This is a genomic window from Anabaena subtropica FACHB-260 (assembly GCF_014697105.1).
In the GTDB taxonomy this organism is placed as follows: Bacteria; Cyanobacteriota; Cyanobacteriia; order Cyanobacteriales; family Nostocaceae; genus Trichormus; species Trichormus subtropicus.
On sequence record NZ_JACJRF010000018.1, the window covers coordinates 17649 to 37748 of the forward strand.

General features: G+C 41.5%; 15 protein-coding genes and 2 pseudogenes. 7 read left to right on the forward strand and 10 right to left on the reverse strand.

Going from position 1 to position 20100, the window contains the following annotated elements; translation table 11 throughout:
* The first annotated feature begins 79 nt into the window (after positions 1-79).
* Together H6G18_RS12300 and abc-f are read left to right on the forward strand one after the other, a co-directional pair.
* The gene (locus H6G18_RS12300; RefSeq protein ID WP_190407388.1) at positions 80-2812 is read left to right on the forward strand and encodes a CBS domain-containing protein; all 2733 of its coding nucleotides are present in this window, start codon (positions 80-82) and stop codon (positions 2810-2812) included.
* A 418-nt stretch (positions 2813-3230) separates the two neighbouring features.
* Positions 3231-4841, forward strand: coding sequence for a ribosomal protection-like ABC-F family protein (abc-f, locus tag H6G18_RS12305; protein ID WP_190407389.1), 1611 nt, complete (start codon positions 3231-3233; stop codon positions 4839-4841).
* Positions 4842-4859: 18 nt separating this feature from the next.
* Here abc-f and H6G18_RS12310 read toward each other — a convergent pair.
* Positions 4860-5102 (reverse strand): annotated as a pseudogene (locus tag H6G18_RS12310) (Uma2 family endonuclease); the annotation flags it as partial.
* Positions 5103-5334: 232 nt separating this feature from the next.
* On the opposite strand from H6G18_RS12310, the gene H6G18_RS12315 reads away from it, so the two are divergent.
* Together H6G18_RS12315 and H6G18_RS25250 are read left to right on the forward strand one after the other, a co-directional pair.
* The gene (locus H6G18_RS12315; protein WP_190407390.1) at positions 5335-5661 is read left to right on the forward strand and encodes a DUF6825 family protein; all 327 of its coding nucleotides are present in this window, start codon (positions 5335-5337) and stop codon (positions 5659-5661) included.
* A gap of 236 nt (positions 5662-5897) precedes the next feature.
* Positions 5898-6824 (forward strand): annotated as a pseudogene (locus H6G18_RS25250) (ABC1 kinase family protein); the annotation flags it as partial.
* 550 nt (positions 6825-7374) lie between these two features.
* Here the strand turns inward: H6G18_RS25250 and H6G18_RS25255 are convergent.
* On the reverse strand, positions 7375-7500 hold the full coding sequence (locus H6G18_RS25255) for a cation-transporting P-type ATPase (protein ID WP_390824900.1): 126 nt from the start codon (positions 7498-7500) through the stop codon (positions 7375-7377).
* A gap of 2 nt (positions 7501-7502) precedes the next feature.
* Between H6G18_RS25255 and H6G18_RS12325 the strand changes: the two genes are divergently transcribed.
* Both H6G18_RS12325 and H6G18_RS12330 read left to right on the forward strand, forming a co-directional pair.
* A complete protein-coding gene (locus H6G18_RS12325) occupies positions 7503-8225 on the forward strand; it encodes a Stp1/IreP family PP2C-type Ser/Thr phosphatase (RefSeq protein WP_190407392.1) in 723 nt (240 codons plus the stop codon).
* Between the two features lie 601 nt (positions 8226-8826).
* Positions 8827-9024, forward strand: coding sequence for an NblA/ycf18 family protein (locus tag H6G18_RS12330; protein ID WP_190407393.1), 198 nt, complete (start codon positions 8827-8829; stop codon positions 9022-9024).
* Positions 9025-9483: 459 nt separating this feature from the next.
* Here H6G18_RS12330 and H6G18_RS12335 read toward each other — a convergent pair whose 3' ends face one another.
* The 3 genes from H6G18_RS12335 to H6G18_RS12345 all read right to left on the reverse strand — a co-directional run bounded on the left by H6G18_RS12335 (position 9484) and on the right by H6G18_RS12345 (position 12965).
* On the reverse strand, positions 9484-11046 hold the full coding sequence (locus tag H6G18_RS12335) for a serine/threonine protein kinase (RefSeq protein ID WP_190407394.1): 1563 nt from the start codon (positions 11044-11046) through the stop codon (positions 9484-9486).
* Between the two features lie 168 nt (positions 11047-11214).
* Complete coding sequence (locus tag H6G18_RS12340; protein WP_190407395.1) at positions 11215-11655, reverse strand: hypothetical protein; 441 nt, start codon at positions 11653-11655, stop codon at positions 11215-11217.
* 131 nt (positions 11656-11786) lie between these two features.
* Positions 11787-12965 (reverse strand): anhydro-N-acetylmuramic acid kinase, encoded by a 1179-nt coding sequence (locus tag H6G18_RS12345; RefSeq protein ID WP_190407396.1) that lies wholly within the window; start codon positions 12963-12965, stop codon positions 11787-11789.
* A 169-nt stretch (positions 12966-13134) separates the two neighbouring features.
* Between H6G18_RS12345 and H6G18_RS12350 the strand changes: the two genes are divergently transcribed.
* On the forward strand, positions 13135-13623 hold the full coding sequence (locus H6G18_RS12350) for a hypothetical protein (RefSeq protein ID WP_190407397.1): 489 nt from the start codon (positions 13135-13137) through the stop codon (positions 13621-13623).
* Between the two features lie 13 nt (positions 13624-13636).
* Here the strand turns inward: H6G18_RS12350 and H6G18_RS12355 are convergent, their stop codons facing one another.
* The 5 genes from H6G18_RS12355 to kdpA all read right to left on the reverse strand — a co-directional run bounded on the left by H6G18_RS12355 (position 13637) and on the right by kdpA (position 19680).
* The gene (locus tag H6G18_RS12355) at positions 13637-14731 is read right to left on the reverse strand and encodes a universal stress protein (protein ID WP_190407398.1); all 1095 of its coding nucleotides are present in this window, start codon (positions 14729-14731) and stop codon (positions 13637-13639) included.
* Positions 14732-14749: 18 nt separating this feature from the next.
* Entirely contained in the window at positions 14750-15352 is a 603-nt protein-coding gene (kdpC, locus tag H6G18_RS12360) for a K(+)-transporting ATPase subunit C (protein ID WP_190407399.1), read from the reverse strand.
* Between the two features lie 78 nt (positions 15353-15430).
* The gene (gene kdpF, locus H6G18_RS12365; RefSeq protein ID WP_242040288.1) at positions 15431-15742 is read right to left on the reverse strand and encodes a K(+)-transporting ATPase subunit F; all 312 of its coding nucleotides are present in this window, start codon (positions 15740-15742) and stop codon (positions 15431-15433) included.
* A 33-nt stretch (positions 15743-15775) separates the two neighbouring features.
* Entirely contained in the window at positions 15776-17881 is a 2106-nt protein-coding gene (gene kdpB, locus H6G18_RS12370) for a potassium-transporting ATPase subunit KdpB (protein ID WP_190407400.1), read from the reverse strand.
* 113 nt (positions 17882-17994) lie between these two features.
* A complete protein-coding gene (kdpA, locus tag H6G18_RS12375) occupies positions 17995-19680 on the reverse strand; it encodes a potassium-transporting ATPase subunit KdpA (RefSeq protein ID WP_190407401.1) in 1686 nt (561 codons plus the stop codon).
* Positions 19681-20100 lie beyond the last annotated feature (420 nt).

The window sequence follows — 20100 nt, forward strand, 5'->3', positions numbered from 1 at the left end:
GTCAATAGTGAGTTGTCAGTTGTCAGTTGTTTGTTGTCGCTGCTGACCACTGACCATTGACTACTGACTATTGACAATTATGGATCTAATTCTTTGTCACACAACAGCTGATTTTGATACCTTGGGCGCAGCCGTAGGGTTAACTTGCCTACTACCCGGAAGTAAGATTGTGTTGACTGGTGGCGCACATCCACCTGTGCGCGATTTTTTGGCGCTGCATCGGGATGAGTATCCTTTGATTGAAAGACGTTCAGTAAATTCCGAAAAGATTCGTTCGCTGACAGTGGTGGATGCACAACAGCGCGATCGCTTGGGTAAACCGGCTGAATGGTTCGACTTACCTCAAGTTAAGATAATTAAGGTTTACGACCATCACACCGGACAAGTATCAGATATCCCAGCTACCGAGTTTCATATTGCCCCAGTGGGTGCAACCACAACGCTAATTGTGGAGGAACTACAACAGCAGCAAATCACTCTCAATTCTGCTCAAGCAACTGTCATGGCTTTGGGTATTCATGTAGACACGGGTTCCCTGACTTATGACCAGTCCACACCACGGGATGCTTTGGCTTTAGCTTGGTTGATGGAACAAGGCGCTAGTTTATCGGTAATTTCTAGTTACCGTGACCCTGGCTTATCTCCCCAATTACAGAAGCTATTAACGGAAGCATTGGAAAAATTAGAATATCTTTGTTTGCGTGGTTATACTATTGCTTGGGTGACATTAACAACAAATAGTTTTGTCCCTGGGTTATCAAGTTTAGCCTCCCAGCTAATAGAGTTAACAGAAATTGATGCTTTGTTGTTGGCGAATGAACACCCCTCAAATAAAGATGATTCCCGCTTCACAGTAATTGGGCGATCGCAAATTCCGGGTCTGCATCTTAACCAATTATTTCAACCCTTTGGTGGTGGTGGTCATTCCCAAGCAGCATCACTCAATTTACGTGGCGTTGATACCCAAGATATTCTTCAACAACTCCTAAAAGGTATCAAAGCTGCTATTCCCCATCCCCCCACAGCCAGGGATTTGATGTCTTCCCCAGTCCGCACAATTCGCCCAGAAACCACAATTGCCGAGGCACAACGCATTTTATTACGCTACGGACACTCTGGTTTATCTGTAGTTGATCCCCAAGGGCAATTGGTAGGGATTATTTCCCGCCGTGATTTGGATATCGCCCTACACCACGGATTTAGTCATGCGCCTGTCAAAGGCTACATGACTACTGATTTAAAAACCATCACCTCAGACACGACATTGCCACAAATTGAGTCGTTGATGGTGACGTATGATATTGGTCGCTTGCCAGTGTTGGAAAATGGGCAGTTAGTGGGTATCGTCACTCGGACTGATGTCTTGCGGGAATTGCATCAAAATAGTGCTGAATTCCCAGATATCAGACCTGATTTTAAAACCTCACTCAGCACTCAAAACTCAAAACTCAGTACTGAATTGAATAGGCATAGTCCGCCGCAGACATCGCGCCTTACTCCCCAACTCTGGCAATTACTCACCACCGCTTCCCAAGCCGCCGAGAAACGGGGTTGGCATCTCTATTTGGTGGGTGGTGCGGTGCGAGATTTGCTGTTAGCTGAAGCCACAGCAGGCACTCTCATGATTACAGATATAGATTTAGTAGTTGATGGTTTCCACAAATCAGCAGATGTGGGCGCAGGTGTGGAACTAGCAAAAGCACTCCAAGAAATGTACCCAGCCGCCCGTTTAGAAATCCACGGCGCTTTTCAAACGGCTGCTTTGTTATGGCATAAAGACCCCGACTTAGATTCCTTGTGGGTGGATATCGCCACCGCCAGAACAGAATTTTATCCTTACCCAGCCGCCAATCCCGAAGTTGAAGCCAGTTCCATTCGCCAAGACTTATATCGCCGTGACTTTACCATCAACGCCCTCGCCCTGCGCCTCACCCCTCCCCGTGCTGGTGAATTACTCGATTTCTTCGGCGGTTTATTAGATTTAAAAGCCAAGCAAATCCGAGTGCTGCACGCCAATAGCTTTATCGAAGATCCCACCCGCATTTATCGTGGTGTACGCTTTGCAGTGCGGTTGGGATTTGCCATTGAACCGCGCACCGAAGAATATATCCGCTATGCCATCAACAGTGGCGTTTACGATCGCACTGCCCAAACTAACACCAAAACCCCAGCCCTACAAACTCGACTCAAAACTGAACTCAAACACATTTTAGAAGCACCCTACTGGCGATCGGCTTTGCAGTTACTCGACGATTTAGGGGCGTTGCAGTGCATCCACCCTACCCTGAAACTAGATAGTGAACTCACACGACAACTGCGTTTACTAGAACGTTGTTTGCGGCGATTTGATCCGCAACAAAATTTAATTCATTGGCAAATGCGCTTAGAAGCAATTATTGCCCACCTCGCACCAACCCATCGGGGTAAAGTCGCCAAAAACCTGCAATTACAAGAAGATAGCATTAAGCATTTGCAAAACTTAGCTACAGCTAAAACTGAGATTATAGGGTCTTTACTTAAATATCAACACCACAGCCAAGTAGTTAAACTACTACGCAATTATGACTTAGAAATATTAATTTTAATTGCCTTACAAAGTCAGCAAAAAATTAGGCGACAGATATGGAATTACTTGACAGTTTTGACTAACATTCAGCCAATTCTCAACGGCAATGACCTCAAAAAGTTAGGATACAAGCCAAGTCCGCAGTATAAACAAATGCTAGATGATTTACTCGCGGGTACTTTGGATGGAGATATTACCAATCAAAGAGAAGCAGAAGAGTTTTTAGCCAAACAATATCCTAAATAATTAAAAGGGCAACTAATTTATGATATGCCAAATTTGCTGTGTATTAAGCAAATATACTTAAGTTATCAGGAGCAGTTCGATTAATCAATGTTTATCAACCACAGAAGCACAAAGAGAATTTGTTAACGTTGCGAAATTCTTTTGTGTTACACTCTAGTTTATATTCAAACCTCTATCGAGATAGCTGCAATGAAGTAGTAACGAAGTAATGTTGCGTCTCGGCAACAAATGTCAAACCCAAATCAGCAAAACATATTTGACAGGTTACTTCCCCATAGTCATGAGCTAAAAATTTTCATTACTCAATATCTACATTTGGCTGCTTGATAAGTTGTTGCGGCTAGTTTTTTGTTTGCCTGATCTACCCGTATTTTTTGGCAGAGACAGGTGGATTTTTGTCAATAGAGGTTTGATAAGAATGCAGAAAAAATCAATATTAGTAGCTGAGAATCTAACTTATGAACTCAGCTTAGAGAAAACTTTGTTCCAAGGGATTAATGTAAGTGTTGAAGAAAGTCACAGGATTGCTTTAGTTGCTAGCAATGGTGTCGGTAAATCAACTTTGCTGAAAATACTGGCAGGTCAACTCCATCCAGATGCAGGTTCAGTATCACAGCATAGTTCTATCTACTATTTGCCTCAAATTAGTACTATTAGGGAAGAACTTAATACAGATACAGTATTGAATTTCTTAAGTTCTATATCTGATGAATGGTGGCAAATTCATGAGATTTTACAAACAAAATTCCATACAGAGATTGACTTATATCTACCAGTCAATAATTTAAGCGGTGGCGAACTGACAAAACTATTTTTGGCTATTGGTTTAGCTCAAGAACCAGATTTGCTGTTACTTGATGAACCAACTAATCACATGGATTTACAAGCATTAGAGAGCTTGAGGGAATTTCTAGTAAATTTCTCAGGTGCATTTGTGATTGTTTCTCATAAGCCATTTTTTCTAGACCAGGTGACAGATATTACCTGGGAACTAACACCTAATGGGTTGAAGGTGTACGGAGGTAATTTTTCCTACTATCGGCAACAGAAGGGGATAGAATTAGAAGCAGCATTGCGATCGCACGAAGTCGCTAGAAAGGAACTTAACCGCGTCCAAACTACAGCGATGCAAGAACAGCAACGCGCAGCACAAGCGCACCGCAACGGTAGAACCAAGTTTCTTGATGGTAGTATCGACAGAATCTCAGCCGGACTGATTAAAACTAAAGCCGAAGCATCAGCCGGAACAGCTAAAAAGAAACATGAGGTGGCTGTAGCTAAGGCTAGTCAAAAAGTTGCAGATACTAAGGTAAAAACTCACAAGGTGACGAGTATCCAACTAGAACAGAAAAGTCACAAGCGCAGGAATTTGATTAATATTCAGGGTGCAAATCTTTGGGTGTCAGAACGCCTACTGATTGAGAATATACAGTTAAATATACTCACTGGCGATCGCATCTCTATTATCGGTGCAAATGGTTCCGGTAAATCCAGTCTAGTCAAGGCAATTCTAGGAACAGACAAACAAACAACCGTTTTCCAGTCTGGTGAAGTTTCACTTGCATCTGGAATCAAAAGTGTATATCTTGACCAAAGCTATGAATTAGTCAATCGCCAGCAGACGATTCTGGAAAATATGCAGGCTGCTAACCCTAGTCTCAACTATCAGCAGCTACGTCAACAACTGGGACACTTTTTATTTAAATACGATGATGTCCACAAATCAGCATCCATATTGAGTGGTGGTGAATTAGCAAGACTAGCGATCGCTATTATTAGCATCTCAGAAATTGACCTACTAATTCTTGATGAACCAACCAATAATTTAGATATTGAAACCGTTGAGCAGATGATCTCAGCTATCAATAAATATCAAGGCGCTCTTTGGGTTATTTCCCACGATATTGATTTTCTCAGTAGGATTAACATCACCCACAGTTTTCAACTAAAAAAACAAGCCTTAAAAATGACAAATCATCTACCTAGTACACCAGAGAAATATTATCAAGAATTACAAGGAAGTAATTAATCAAAAATATCCGTTAATTTCCTTCCCACGAAAGTATTCTGATTTTTTTTGATGCGGACTGTAATAAATTGTTAAGTTTCCCGCCGCATAGAAATCATTTCTATCTCGCCACAGCCATTCTAAACATTGCAAAAGTAGAATTATTTGTCTTAGATGTAGTTCTGTTTCTAAGGGAGGCTCATCACTATATAAATCACCAGGCGGAAATATGACATCTGGGGAGATGCTTTCTTGAACATCTAATTCTTGAGCAATAGTCATAGAATCAATACGGCATCAATAGTTATGGGTTTATTTTAGCCACACTCGAGCAATGACTGACCGTCGGTCGGAGACCATCGCCTATGTCTAGGCTCAACTACAAATTGATGGACTCAGGCAACCCGAAGCAATATTAAGCCATGAGTAACGCCAAATTTCTCACTCTCCAATAGAAGCCGCAAAGCATACAGGCAAGTTATAATTCTCTTGCGGACAGACGTAACAAAAATTTATGAGTAACCCCTTAGTACAAGCTTTTTTCGTCGGTAGAGCTGTAGCCGAAGTCATCAATGAACGTATAGAGGTCGCTTTTACCGATGCTTTGAGTGAAATCGGTAAATTTGATGCAGAGGCTAGAGAACAGCTACGCCAATTCACAGACGAAGTGATAGAACGCGCAAACCGCGCCTCTGCTGCTGCTGAAGCAGGTCAAACAACTACAGGTGTGGGAACAACTCCTGCTGAATCAGTAGATTTACAAGCCACAATTGACGAATTACGGGCAGAAATTGCCCTATTGCGCAACGAATTACAACGTTATCGCAGCAGTTCTGTATAAATTTAGTTAGTTGTCAGTTGTCAGTTGTCAGTGAATAACTTGTTAACTGGCGAATGGCACTTTATGAAAACAGTTTAGGGATCAGAGTGTCTTTTCTTCCAGGTGATTCAGTAATAACCCGACGGTACGCGCAGGATATGGAAACCAGTTATTCAGATAAGGCTTACCGTTGGAATCGGGAAAACTACTCTAGCAAGCGGCGTTTTGTGGACATTTGGTCTTTTGTCTTGACCTTAATGTTCAAGCTTTGGCGATACAACAAATCTTGGAGTTATCCTGGCGGTGTCACAGAAACAAAACAGGCTGCACGGCGCAAAGCTCAAGCAGTCTGGATTCGTAATACTCTGCTGGATTTGGGACCAACCTTTATTAAAGTCGGGCAGTTGTTTTCTACCCGTGCAGATATATTCCCTGGTGAATATGTCGAAGAGTTGGCAAAGCTACAAGACAAAGTGCCGGCGTTTAGCTATGAACAAGTAGAAAAAACAATTGAGCAAGAATTGGGTAAAAAAATTCCCGAACTCTTTCACAGTTTTGAGCCTATTCCGCTAGCTGCTGCTAGCTTAGGTCAAGTACACAAAGCTGTGTTACATAGTGGAGAATCTGTTGTTGTTAAGGTGCAACGACCTGGATTAAAAAAATTATTTGAGATAGATTTACAAATTCTCAAAGGCATTGCCCGCTATTTTCAAAGTCATCCAAAATGGGGCCGGGGAAGGGATTGGATGGGGATTTACGAAGAGTGTTGTCGCATTCTTTGGGAAGAAATCGATTATCTTAACGAAGGTCGTAACGCTGATACATTTCGGCGGAATTTTCGCGGCTACGACTGGGTGAAAGTCCCCAAGGTTTATTGGCGTTATGCCTCGCCACGAGTGCTAACTTTGGAGTATCTCCCTGGCATTAAAATTAGCCAATACGAAGCAATAGAAGCCGCAGGGTTAGACCGGAAAATACTTGCTCGTCAAGGCGCTCAAGCCTACCTCCTACAATTGCTGAATAATGGATTTTTCCACGCCGACCCCCATCCAGGTAATATTGCTGTTAGTGCCGATGGTGCTTTAATTTTCTACGACTTCGGCATGATGGGGCAGATTAAATCGAATATCCGTGAAGGGCTAATGCAAACTCTGTTTGGTATTGCTCAGAAAGATGGCGATCGCGTAGTCCAGTCTCTCATAGATTTGGGAGCGATCGCACCCGTAGACGATATGGGTCCAGTGCGGCGTTCTGTGCAGTATATGCTCGACAATTTCATGGATAAGCCCTTTGAGAATCAATCTGTGGCGGCAATCAGTGATGATTTATACGAAATAGCTTATAATCAACCATTTAGATTTCCTGCAACTTTTACTTTTGTGATGCGGGCTTTTTCCACCCTAGAAGGGGTAGGCAAAGGCTTAGATCCAGAGTTTAACTTTATGGAAGTTGCCCAACCTTATGCAATGCAGCTCATGACCGACATGAATGGTTCAGACGGCAATAGCTTCCTCAATGAATTAAGCCGGCAAGCAGTCCAAGTTAGCACCACTGCTTTTGGATTACCACGGAGATTAGAAGATACTTTAGAAAAATTAGAGCGGGGAGATATGCGCCTACGGGTGCGTTCTATAGAATCAGAACGCCTGCTACGGAGACAGGGTAATATTCAAATAGGCATAGGCTACGCGCTGATAATCAGTGGATTTACCCTTTCAGCCACTATTTTGTTAGTTAATCATTATGTATGGTTATCACTACTGGCTGGTTTAATTGCCGCAGCAGTCTCAGTAGCACTGATTCGACTGCTTCTCCGTCTAGACCGTTATGACCGTATGTATTAATTGTTGCAGTAAAAATTTATGAAACTGAACTTCACGGGTCTTAGTGATCCGGGTCTGATTCGTTCTAATAATCAGGATGATTATTATATCGACCCTGATGGACGATTTTTTATCGTTGCTGATGGTATGGGTGGTCATGCAGGAGGTGAACAAGCAAGTCGCATCGCCACAAGCGAAATTAAAGCCTATTTGACGTCTAATTGGGATTCTCCCAAGTCCTCGGCTGAATTGATAGAACAAGCCTTATGGGAGGCTAACGAAGCCATTCTCCATGATCAGCGAAATCATCCTGAACGAGCTGATATGGGGACGACAGTCGTAGTCGTCATTTTCCGTGGTGAAGAGCCTTGGTGCGCTCACATCGGTGACTCCCGGCTGTATCGTTTGCGAGAGACACAATTAGAACAAGTCACAGAAGATCATACCTGGGTGGCTAGAGCTATCAAAATTGGCGACATCACCAGTGAAGAAGCACGAGTCCATCCATTTCGCCATGTATTATCCCGTTGTTTGGGTCGAGAAGACCTACACCAGGTTGATGTGCAACCATTAAACGTGAAAGTTGGAGATCGCCTTTTGTTATGCAGTGATGGTTTAACAGAAGAACTGGCCGATCAAAACATCGCAGATAACTTGCAAGTTACTCATTTGTTAGAGAAATCTGCTCTTTCCTTAGTGGAAGCCGCCAAAGAACAAGGCGGACACGACAACATTACCGTTGTCATTGTCGCCCTTGAGTAAGAGACTGCCAAATAAAAAATAATTAAGCACTCTGTAATTAGTGGTGCAGGGAGCGGGAGAGAATGACTTTTGACGGTTGACTAATGACTATTGACTTTTTAGTAAATATACTCAGCAATTTGTTCAACCTGAGCATTTTTCCTATTTACAACTTGATACAAATATTTTTAGTCAATCAATTTCCCAATTGGCTGTTTAGTTTAACTAAATTTTGTCGGTTGACATCTTGCACATAATAATGTAAGACGCATATAATGCGATCTTATTACCCTTAATTTACTATCTAGCCCTTAACCTCTCCCGCCAAGAGAAGTTTTTTGGCTAAAAAAGTGAATTATGGTATTGAACCTACTGCAAGTTCACAAAATTAGTGAATTTACCCGAAATCGCCTTTGGCAGACTTGGGTTGTATATCAGTAGGCTCAGATGCAAAACAACAAAGCAAAATTTTTACCTATTAAGGATATAGGCAATCTGTCAAATAATTGTTATCTTTCTTAATACGGATAAACAATATAAGGCAGGTACTAACTAAAGTCCTATTCCTATAGGAATTCTGTAACCGACATCACTTTTACGCGTTGTCTTTTAGGAGTCTGTTATGAACCAACCAATTCAACTGTCCTTGGAACAACAATTCAGCATTCGCTCATTCTCCACTCAAGTGCAGAACATGAGTCATGACCAAGCAAAAGATTTCTTGGTCAAACTATACGAGCAAATGGTTGTCCGCGAGGCTACTTATCAAGAGTTACTGAAGCATCAGTGGGGCTTAGATTCAGGTTCCACTCCGGCATAGAGTAACTATGTGTCGCAGTGGGCGACCTCCTTCTCTTGCTAAGTTCCTGGGAGGAAAAGAGCTGGGGATGCTGGGGCGTCAACTTTCGACCAAATTAACTGCACATAACTAAAAGTGAATGACTCAAAACGAGACATGGCATCTACTTTAGCTGTAAAGCAATATTTACCTTTAACTTGTCTAGATTTTCGCCTACCAGGCTGATAGTGTTAGCAAATTTCGCCTATTGAATGACTCTTGACTAGGTTGCACTTGTGTACATTTAACTTTCAAATGCCATAAGTATAATGAACACTTTGCTTTACATTGAACCAGCAGCGCCTTCTCCACTCGCACTGATGATTATTATATTTACTACCAATAATAGTTACAACTAGTTATATATATTATTTATAAAAGTTTACATATTTAGACGAGGTTGAATACTACAGAGACTACACATAACCTCATCAATCTACTCTAACCAGAAAGATCAATTGGAGAATCTGTGTCAATAGCTGACAATTTTGCTAGAATTTGAGGCTTAATCTTTTCGTATTCTCCTTTGAGTAGGTTTTTGCTTAATTGGGGATCAGTGCTTGAGACAAACGTTCTTGCGGTCATTATCCACTGTTGTAGTCGTTGGCATTGAACAGAGGCGACACTAGCAGCTAAGACATGAGAACAGCGATTTGGTGATTCCCTCGCAAAGAATAGTAAACGATAGCCACCTGTTTTTACCAACAAGCTAGCTATCTCTTGTCCAATATTAGTTTTGAGATCAAGATAGTAAGGCAACCATTTAGCTCCATATTTACGGTTATGGATGACAGTTATCCATAACAGCATGGGGTGAGGCGCTGTGATGAACAAAAATTGATTGTAACGACTACAAATTATGCGTTTGAAAATTTCCCGTTCTGGCAACATTACCCATAGCGCAGGTAAGACTTCTCTATTAACTTGGATAGACTGAGGAAAAACAATATCAGCGATGGGTTTATTTTGAGGCCAGGAAGTATTGTAAATGATGTCATTTTTAGGTAAGGATAACTGTAAATCAGATATTGTCTTGTATTCAGGTACAGCGTTAATTGTTAGAGTAGCCGTAGATTGATGGTTTTTGTGATTGCTCTGCCTCAATGAGTATTGACTACGTTGTTGTTCGACAGACTCTAAAATTTGTAATACTTCCTTAATATGTTGCGGTCGGTCTTTCGCTACCTTAGCTAAACATCTCATAACTAAATCCTCTACTTCTTGAGGAATTGCTAATTCCGGTGCAACCTCAGCAAAAGTCCGTGGTGGTTGGTGGTGATGAGTTTTGTACCATGAGCCAAAAGAATGAGTAGGTGCGACTAGTGGCATCTTGCCTGTGAGCATTTCAAACATCATCACACCCAAACTGTAAATATCAGCGCGATTATTTAATTCTTTACCCTCCATCTGTTCAGGAGATGAATAAGCAAGTGTCCCCAAATAAAATTTTGTTTGATCGCTATTTGACTGTAGTAACTTAGCAATACCAAAATCTAAAACCTTAACTAATTCTCCAAAACTGGGGTCTTGAATCACCAAGATATTGCTAGGCTTAATATCACGATGAATAATTGGGTAGACCGTGCCATCAACGGGAATGCCATCATGAGCGCACTGTAAACCCAAGCAAATCTGACGTGCCATACTCACAAATCGGGACAAAGAGATATTTTGCTGCCGAATTATTTGGTTGAGGCTTTGTCCTTGTAAATATTCCATGACATAAAAAGGAATTTTATTTTCATCTACGCCATAGTCCATGACTCGCACAACATGGATACTTTTTTGCCCCAGTAAAGCACAGGTTTTTGCTTCTCGCTCAAAGCGTTCTTGTAAACGCATTTTTTCATTTTGCATCGATAAGGCGAGAAACTTTACCGCAACAGGTACACCTCCCAACAAAACATCCTTAGCACGGTAAACTCTCCCCATTGCTCCAGTACCAATTAATTCCTGAAGCTGGTAGCGTTTAGCAAGAAAACGACCTATGTTGGGGTCTGACATAGAAAATTGGACTCCAATATACAACAGCACTTGAATTTTGTTGTAGTTTTAGTTTGCCCAATTTCTCTGCACTAGATAACTTAGGGTATGTCAAAATTTGGGGGATTGGTTAATAGTCAAGAGTCATTAGTCAATATTTTTGAATTTTGAATTGACTTCTCTGCTGCTTCATTGACGCTCTAGGCTGGCTTCCATTGTGCTGCTTAGAAAATGTCCTGACATAACGCCGCTACTTAGATAATAGGCATCGTCAGAAATTCGGTGCATGGTTTCAAATCCGCTACGACGTTGCCGATCGCTCATGACCCAGTAACGTTGCACAATTGTATCTAGACCAATCCAGCCCTCGCCTTCAACCTGCCCTAAAAGACTATGTTGGAGTAAAAAAGTATATTGGCGTTCTTCTTGATGTAAACGCCCTTTATACTGTAGTGAAATTTCCGGGCGATCGCTACCCGGAAATATTAGCTTTGCTGCCATTGTGAACCAGTTACCTCGATTCCAAGCCACCAAGGTCATACCCTTAACGCTGATTGGCAGACCATTACGTTCTAGCCAACTGCCTTGTATTGTCCAGCGTCCTGGTTCCAATAAAAAAGTGTGAGCCACCTTGTATCTTCCTTGCCTTGCCTTGATCGAGTAGTCATCAGACTATAAACATATATTCTGCAAAGCAAAAATGTCATTAGTTATTGGTCAATAGTCAATGGTCAATAGTTTTCTCGCTCGGTTCCTCATTTCTATACTTGATGAATTTCTCCCAACAATACTTCGTGAGGTGCGCCTGTAGCTGTTGGTAGATTGCCTGGGATGCCTAATTGTCGCCAGTGGGCTAACACAGCAAAAGCGATCGCTTCTTTAAAGTCTGCACTCAAGCCTGCTTCATCAGTGGTCACGACTCGTATTGTTTCTAAGGCTAATTGTAATCTTTGCTTTAAGTACAAATTACGGCTACCACCACCACATAAAAATACACGCTGTGGCATTTGTGGTAAAAAAGTCCGATAACTATGAACAATCGAAGCCACAGTTAGTTCTGTGAGTGTTGCCAGCATATCGGCTGGACTAAGTTGGTATGGTTCAGCATCTTGGAAACATTGGTGTACGTAAGCGACACCAAACAACTCCCGACCAGTAGATTTAGGTGGTGGGAGATGAAAATATTCTTGAGTGAGCCATTTTTCTACTAAGGGATAACAAGGAGTACCACTGGCTGCCCATTTACCATCTTCATCATAAGTTTTAGCACCAGCAGTTAGATGTTCGACCGCTAAATCTAACAGGCTATTACTTGGCCCTGTATCCCAACCACGAATTTGCGAAAGCCAGTTATCAGTACGAGGTGGGATGTAGGCGACGTTGCCAATACCACCCAAATTCTGAATACAACGACTCTCCTGGGGATGACTCAGTAAAAAGGCATCTACTCTGGGAACAAGCGGTGCGCCATGACCACCAATGGCAATATCAGCAGCACGAAAATTACTGACAGTAGTAATTCCTGTCAAATAGGCAATCAAGTCACCACGACCAAGTTGGAGAGTATAGCCAAGGGTTTTCTGATCCACTCCCGATTCTTTAGGTGGTCGATGATACACAGTTTGACCGTGGGAGCCAATTAAAGTTGCTGGCTGATGATCTATTTGAATTTTTTGGGCGGCTTGAGTAAAAGCTAGAGCGATCGCATCATCTATCTGTGCTAGTTCCAACATGGAGATGGCTTCTCCTGCACAAACTGCCAATATACGTTCTCTTAAGTCTGCGGGGTACGGATATGTTTCTCCTGCTAGCAACTCAACTTTCAGATCCAAATCTGTACCAGTAATCTCTACTAAGGCGGCATCTATACCATCTACAGATGTGCCACTAATTAAACCGATGACGCGGGTGGGGAGGGTAGATGCTTGAATCGAAGGCATGAACAAAGGCTCTTTTGTTACTTGCAAGGGGTAATTTAGTTCATGTTATCGCTCATGTCAAAAAATAATCACCTATTTTTGGTAATCAATTTTTCTTTATTTACTAATAATTTACAATATCTCTGGCAATAGTTACCTTTAATTTTAATTTGACACAGGGTTTTATATTATGAGTCTTTTTAAGAAAGGGGAGCGTGTAGTCTTAAGAACTAAATGGAATGAATATAGCAAAGGAGAGGAAGGAAGAATAAAATTTGTAGGTGGAGATGGTATGACTGTTTTGGGTGGTTCTTGTACATACAGCGTCACTTTTAGTAATGGAGTGGCTGAGGGTATACCAGAAGGAGATTTAGAATCCGTTGAAGAACAAAAGTGTTGGCAAGAAGAAGTAATTGAGAAATTATCAAAGATTGAGTCATTATTAAAAACATATCCAAATCTAAAAGAACCTGAGAGTAAGAAAATATATAATTATTTGGAAGTTACCCAACAAGAATCTAAAATTACTAACTTAAATAAGAATAAACGATTAATAGCTGGTAATCTCTATTGTATAGTTGCAATACTTAACAATACTTTAGATCAGGAAAAAGAAATAAAATCTTTAATACAAGAATTAGCTAAACCACTAGGTGTTGGTGAGAATTTTTTTAAATGATTGTTATGAATATTCAGCGCTTGGCTAATGGTGTTTTTTCCGTAGCGATGATGTGTAAATCAATGTTTTTCAGTAAGCGGACTAATTTTTGAGTTAAAGAACCTTTGACGAGAATTTGCCAGCGCGATCGCTGACTTTCGCCGATGACTATTTGCGTAATGCGATATTTTTCTGCGACTTGGGCGATCGCTTTAGCTATATTACTGTCAGTCACTCGAATAAAAGTGCCTTCAAATTCTTTACACAATTTCTCACAAGTGTCTATGTGTAAGCTTTCTTCTTTAGTCAGAAAGCGTTCAGGATGAGCAACAAACACAACATATAGAGGCGCATTCATGTAGCCAGCCAACCTAGCACCCCGACGCAAAAGTTGTACTGAATTGGGATAGGTGGATACGCAGACCAAAACCCGTTCGTGAATATTACAGAATTTTCCATTGGGAGTAGAGGCGGCTTCTTCTTCTACGCTGTCTGCTACTTCACGTAAAGCCAATTCCCGTAAAGCGATCAGGTTACGACGTTGAAAAAAGTTATCCAGGGCTTGTTGGATTTTTTGTGGTGCGTAAATTTTCCCTTCTAATAACCTTTCTTGTAAAGTTTCCGGTGTAACATCTATAACCACTACTTCATCAGCTTCTTCTAGAATCCTGTCGGGTAGGCGCTCCCTGACAACTACACTAGTGATTCTTGCTACTAAATCATTAAGACTTTCCAAATGTTGCACATTCATTGTGGAATAGACATCAATCCCTGTGGCTAAGATCATTTCCACATCTTCATAGCGTTTTTCCCGTGGGGAACCAGGGACATTAGTATGGGCTAGTTCATCGACTAATACCAACTGGGGCGATCGCTTGATAATAGCGTCTGTATCCATTTCAGTTAGTGTTAATCCACCCCTGACAATTTGCTGACGAGGGATAATCTCTAGTCCTGTTGCTTTATCTGCTGTCTCTTTGCGTCCGTGGGTTTCTAATAGTCCAATAACAACATCGATTCCTTCTTGTTTAAGTGCGTGTGCTTCTTCTAGCATCCGGTAAGTTTTCCCCACACCCGGAGCCATACCAATAAAAATTTTATGTTTTCCTCGTCTTAATTCGTAATTCATCTTGAATAGTCAACAATTTTATTGATTTTGTTGACGATTAATATCTTGTAAGTCGAGAGCATAATTTAATCGCAGAACATTGACTCCTGGCTCACCAAAAATCCATAAAAATCTGCCATCAATGTACTTATTAATTAAACTGAGAATTTCATCTTGTTGGACACCACGGGCGCGGGCTACTCTCTCTAACTGTTGTCTTGCTGCTTGAATAGAAATGTGGGGATCTAAGCCGGAACCAGAAGTATATATTAAATCAGCAATAGGTTGAATATTCTCATCGCTGAGTTGATTTGCTTCTTCAACCACGCGGTTGAGTAGTGCAGGGTTGCTGGGAGCCAGATTGCTACCACCCGATATACCAATTGGTCTAGCTCTTCTACCTTGACTATATCTAACTGCACTAGGACGACTATGAAAATATCTTTCGGAAGTAAATACTTGACCGATTAAAGCTGAACCAATTGGTTGTGCTTCTATATTTTGCATGATGCTACCGTTAGCTTGAGAAGGAAATAAACCTTGACCAATTACTAAAATAGCGAGAGGATATATTATGGCTGTGATTAACCAAAATACTAAAGTAATACGAATTGCTCTAAAAATTTCTTGAATAAAAAACATATAAAATTTTCCAGATAGTGTAAAAATTGAATTTTTAATTTATTTAGATGTAGATTTCCCTTAGTTTATTTTGAATTGTCAAAAGCGCTCTGGCTGAAAAATGACGGCAAATAAGTAAATGACAAGTGCTGCAATCACTACTCCTAAAATACCAAAAGCCCAGGCGGCGCTCTGATTTAATGTAATGCTAGTAGCTGCATAGACGACTGGATTAATGATGAGATGTAAACCCAAAATAATAGCGATCGCTAATAGTAATTGTTGTTTACACAAGCGTGACCAAATATAGGCGATCGCTTGCTTAAAATCCATCATAAAAAACTTGACATATTCATTAATTTCTTTTTTCATACTTTTTTTGACATAACAGCTTAAATAGTCATTAGTCATTAGTTTTCTCCCCATATTCCCCAAGTCCTTTGTTTAAGCCAACCCGACAACTGTAATTAGCACATCTATCAATTTAATAGCGATAAATGGTGCAATCACTCCACCTAAACCATAAATTAAAATATTGCGTTGGAGTAACTGATTAGCGGTGAGAGGTCGAAACTGTACACCTTTCAAAGCTAAGGGTATCAGAGCCGGAATAATCAAGGCATTGTAAATCAACGCGGACAGTACGGCAGAGTTCGTACTGGTCAAATTCATAATATTGAGACTTTGCAGATTAGCCGCCGCAAAGATGACCGGAATAATCGCAAAGTATTTAGCAATATCATTAGCAATGGAAAATGTGGTCAAAGCTCCACGGGTGATCAGCAATTGTTTACCAATACTGACAATATCAATAAGTTTTGTGGGATCTGAGTCCAAATCCACCATGTTGGCGGCTTCTTTGGCGGCTTGAGTTCCCGTGTTCATAGCTACACCGACATTGGCTTGAGCTAAAGCTGGTGCATCGTTGGTTCCGTCTCCTGTCATGGCTACGAGTTTGCCTTGTGCTTGTTCTCGTTGAATTACGGTGATTTTATCTTCTGGTGTGGCTTCGGCAATAAAGTCATCAACTCCGGCTTCTTGGGCAATTACAGATGCGGTGATATGGTTGTCACCAGTCAGCATAATGGTACGTACCCCCATGCGGCGCAACTGGTCAAAGCGCTCTCGAATACCTGATTTCACAATGTCTTTGAGGTAGATGACACCATAAATTTCGTTATCTAAACAAACTGCTAGGGGTGTTCCTCCCTGTTGAGAAACTCGTTCATAGGCTGCATCTAGTTCTGGGGTAGTTTGTCCATTACGAGAACGCACAAACCCTTTAATTGCTCCCACTGCTCCCTTACGTGCCTCACGTCCACCGGGTAGATTAGTTCCACTCATACGCGTTTTGGCAGAAAAATCTACTGCTTCCGCTAAGTTGGGATCGAGGTCATATCTGATACCTAATTTCTCAGCTAGGCGGACAATTGATTTACCTTCTGGGGTATCGTCAAAGACACTAGCTGCCCAAGCAACACTGGCTACTTCATCGATTGAGTGTCCGTTGATGGGAATAAACTCTTCTGCCAAGCGATTACCCAAGGTGATTGTGCCTGTTTTGTCTAGAACTAAAGTATTAATATCACCGCAGGCTTCGACTGCTCGTCCAGAGGTGGCGATGACGTTAAATTGGGCGACTCTATCCATACCAGCAATGCCAATAGCACTAAGTAAACCGCCGATGGTGGTGGGGATCAAGGCTACTAACAGAGCGATTAAAATCGGCACGTTGACTGGAGTATCCGCATAGTAAGCAAATACAGGTAAGGTGGCGACAACAAATAAAAATACCAAGCTCAAAACAGCCAGCAGGACTGTCAGAGCTACTTCATTGGGTGTTTTGCTGCGTTCTGCACCTTCTACCAAGGCAATCATCCGGTCAATAAAACCTTTACCAGGGTCAGCCGTCACCCTGACAATTAGTTCATCGGAGATAATGCGTGTACCACCAGTAACGGAACTGGCAATATCTGAGCCTGATTCTTTGAGGACTGGGGCTGATTCTCCCGTAATTGCTGATTCATCGACTGAGGCGACACCCATAATTACTTCCCCATCGGCGGGAATAATATCGCCAGCCACTACATATATAGTGTCGCCTTGTTTGAGACTACTGGAAGGGACTTGTGTAATTGTGCCATCAGGAGAGAGTTGTTTAGCGATCGCTTCTAACTTTGTTGCGCGCAATGTATCAGCTTGGGCTTTACCTCTACCCTCGGCTATTGCTTCGGCAAAGTTGGCAAACCAAACGGTGAAGAACAAAATCCCTGTTAATATGCCGTTGAAAAGTTGGGGATTTTCCTGTTGGGTGGGGCCGAATAAATTGGGATTAATTGTGACTGATAAGGTGATGAGTGTTCCCACCCACACCAAAAACATTACAGGATTTTTAATAGCAGATTTGGGATTGAGTTTGACAAAAGCATCCCTAATTGCCCGCAGGTAAATTCCTTTGGTTTTAATTTTAGCTTTCTTGCGTGCTTGACGGCGATCGCTGGGACGAGTACGGGGGGATTTAGTTTTTGGGGTAGGTGCAACTGGATTCATATCTTCGGGAGTGGGGAGTGGGAAGTGGGGAGTGGGGAGTGGGACAAGGCGCAAAAAGAAAAGAGGGAAGCTTTCTCTAAGTTTTTCCCCCTGCTCCCTGTCCCCTAACTCTTCTAGCTACCAGAGGCTAGTTTAAAACCTTCGGCGATGGGGCCTAAGGCTAGGACGGGAAAGAATGTCAAAACTCCCAATATCAATACGATACCGGCGGTAACGGTGGTAAATAACAAGGAATCTGTTTTCAGTGTTCCTGCGGTTTGGGGTACTATTTGTTTACGAGACATACTATCAGCCAACAACAGCATGGCAATAATAGGGATGTAGCGACCGATGAGAATGCTGACACTGGTACTGAGATTCCACCAGAGGCTATTATCTGTCAGTCCTTCCAAACCGGAACCATTGTTGGCACTAGCTGAAGCATACTCATAAACTACTTGGGAAATACCATGAAAGCTGGGGTTGGTAATGCCGGAGAGGGAAAAAGGATAAGCTAGCGCAATGGCGCTGGGAATTAATATTGCTATGGGGTGAATTAGTAATATCAAGCTAGCTAGAACAATTTCGCGCTTTTCGATTTTGCGCCCAAAAATTTCTGGCGTACGTCCTACCATCAGTCCTGTGAGGAAGACGGTGAGAATTAGGTAAATGAATAGGTAAGCAGTTCCAGTTCCCTGACCACCCCAGATAATTTGCAAGAATAAGTTAAATAACGTCGCAAATAGTCCTTGAGGCATCAGGGAGTCGTGCATTCCGTTCACCGCACCGCACATGGTAGCGGTTGTCATAACTGCCCACAGTGCTGTTTCTGCCCAACCAAAGCGGACTTCCTTGCCTTCTAAATTGGGCTGTTCTACGCCTAAAGTGCCATTAACTAGGGGATTTCCTTGTAGTTCTCCGCCTGCGGCTACCCACACAAGAATGACAAATACAATAAATACCATCCAGAACAATAGCCAAGCTTGCTTGATGTTTTTCGCAAATACACCATAGGTATAAATCATGGCTGCGGGGATCGCAATCATGGCAATCATTTCGATGAAATTAGTAGCACTGTTAGGATTTTCAAAGGGGTGGGCGGAGTTAGCCGCAAAAAAACCGCCACCGTTTTCACCCAACATTTTGATCATCTCGAAGGATGCTACTGGCCCTCTAGCGATGTACTGTGTTCCTCCCTCTAGGGTAGTAATAGTCAAGCTTTCCTCTAATGTTTGCGGTACACCTAATAAAACTAAGGCGATCGCACCCACTACCGAGATGGGCAATAATATTCTAGTGATCCCACGGGTGAGATCAATATAGAAGTTCCCCAGTTTTTTGCCTGTTAAGCCGCGAATGAAGGCAATACCCACTGCTAAACCAGTGGCTGCGGAAGTAAACATCAAAAATCCCAAAGCTGCTACTTGCGAGAAGTAACTGAGGGTAGTCTCGCCGACGTAGTGTTGCTGATCAGTATTGGTGACAAATGAAATTACTGTATGTAGTATGATATCCCAGTTAGGTATACCTAAACTATTAGGATTCCAAGGTAATAACCTCTGAAAATATATCAGCAAATATACTAAAATTCCCATGAATAGGTTGGTGTATAGTATTGCGCGTATATACTGCCAACCAGTCATATCATCCTTAGGACGAACACCAATTAATATGTAGATGCTCCGTTCTATGGGATTCATTAAAGGATCAAGTATTGTTCTTTCTCCCAAGAACACCCGTGCTATATATCTACCTAAAATAGGTGTAATTGTGATGACAATACATAGCGTTAAGCCAATTTGTAACAAACCTTGTCCCATTTATTTCCCGCCCAATTCTAATTGAGTGCTACGAAGCTAATTATTAGATATAAAAAATAACCTGTTTACTTATGAGAGTGTGAGCAATTTGGCAACTTCTCCGTTAACCACAATTAACTCTACATAATTTACTTGTTTCAGCCATTACTATTTTTTAGATACTGTTTAAAGTCTCTATTAAGAATATTTAAATTTTACTTTTATTCATATATTTTGACTGTTATTACCTCTGTTTATACAACACATCTTCAATATTGGCTACTTTATAATCTGTAAGATTTACTTTATTGTCAACAGACTTTTAGTATAATATTACACTTTTTCGCATGATTGTACTTAATAAGAAAATATTATAAAAAATGAAGTTGTATATTTTAAAATTTCACCAACATTTTTGATCAGCAAATCAATAAATTAATC

Bases quoted from the DNA above. Each gene is read 5' to 3' on its own strand.
- H6G18_RS12350 (WP_190407397.1), top strand. From the start codon at position 13,135: ATGAGTCTTTTTAAGAAAGGGGAGCGTGTAGTCTTAAGAACTAAATGG.
- H6G18_RS12355 (WP_190407398.1), bottom strand. From the start codon at position 14,731: ATGAATTACGAATTAAGACGAGGAAAACATAAAATTTTTATTGGTATG.
- kdpB (WP_190407400.1), bottom strand. From the start codon at position 17,881: ATGAATCCAGTTGCACCTACCCCAAAAACTAAATCCCCCCGTACTCGT.
- abc-f (WP_190407389.1), top strand. From the start codon at position 3,231: ATGCAGAAAAAATCAATATTAGTAGCTGAGAATCTAACTTATGAACTC.
- kdpF (WP_242040288.1), bottom strand. From the start codon at position 15,742: ATGACTAATGACTATTTAAGCTGTTATGTCAAAAAAAGTATGAAAAAA.
- H6G18_RS12330 (WP_190407393.1), top strand. From the start codon at position 8,827: ATGAACCAACCAATTCAACTGTCCTTGGAACAACAATTCAGCATTCGC.
- H6G18_RS12335 (WP_190407394.1), bottom strand. From the start codon at position 11,046: ATGTCAGACCCCAACATAGGTCGTTTTCTTGCTAAACGCTACCAGCTT.
- H6G18_RS12345 (WP_190407396.1), bottom strand. From the start codon at position 12,965: ATGCCTTCGATTCAAGCATCTACCCTCCCCACCCGCGTCATCGGTTTA.
- H6G18_RS12300 (WP_190407388.1), top strand. From the start codon at position 80: ATGGATCTAATTCTTTGTCACACAACAGCTGATTTTGATACCTTGGGC.
- kdpA (WP_190407401.1), bottom strand. From the start codon at position 19,680: ATGGGACAAGGTTTGTTACAAATTGGCTTAACGCTATGTATTGTCATC.
- H6G18_RS12325 (WP_190407392.1), top strand. From the start codon at position 7,503: ATGAAACTGAACTTCACGGGTCTTAGTGATCCGGGTCTGATTCGTTCT.
- kdpC (WP_190407399.1), bottom strand. From the start codon at position 15,352: ATGTTTTTTATTCAAGAAATTTTTAGAGCAATTCGTATTACTTTAGTA.
- H6G18_RS12315 (WP_190407390.1), top strand. From the start codon at position 5,335: ATGAGTAACCCCTTAGTACAAGCTTTTTTCGTCGGTAGAGCTGTAGCC.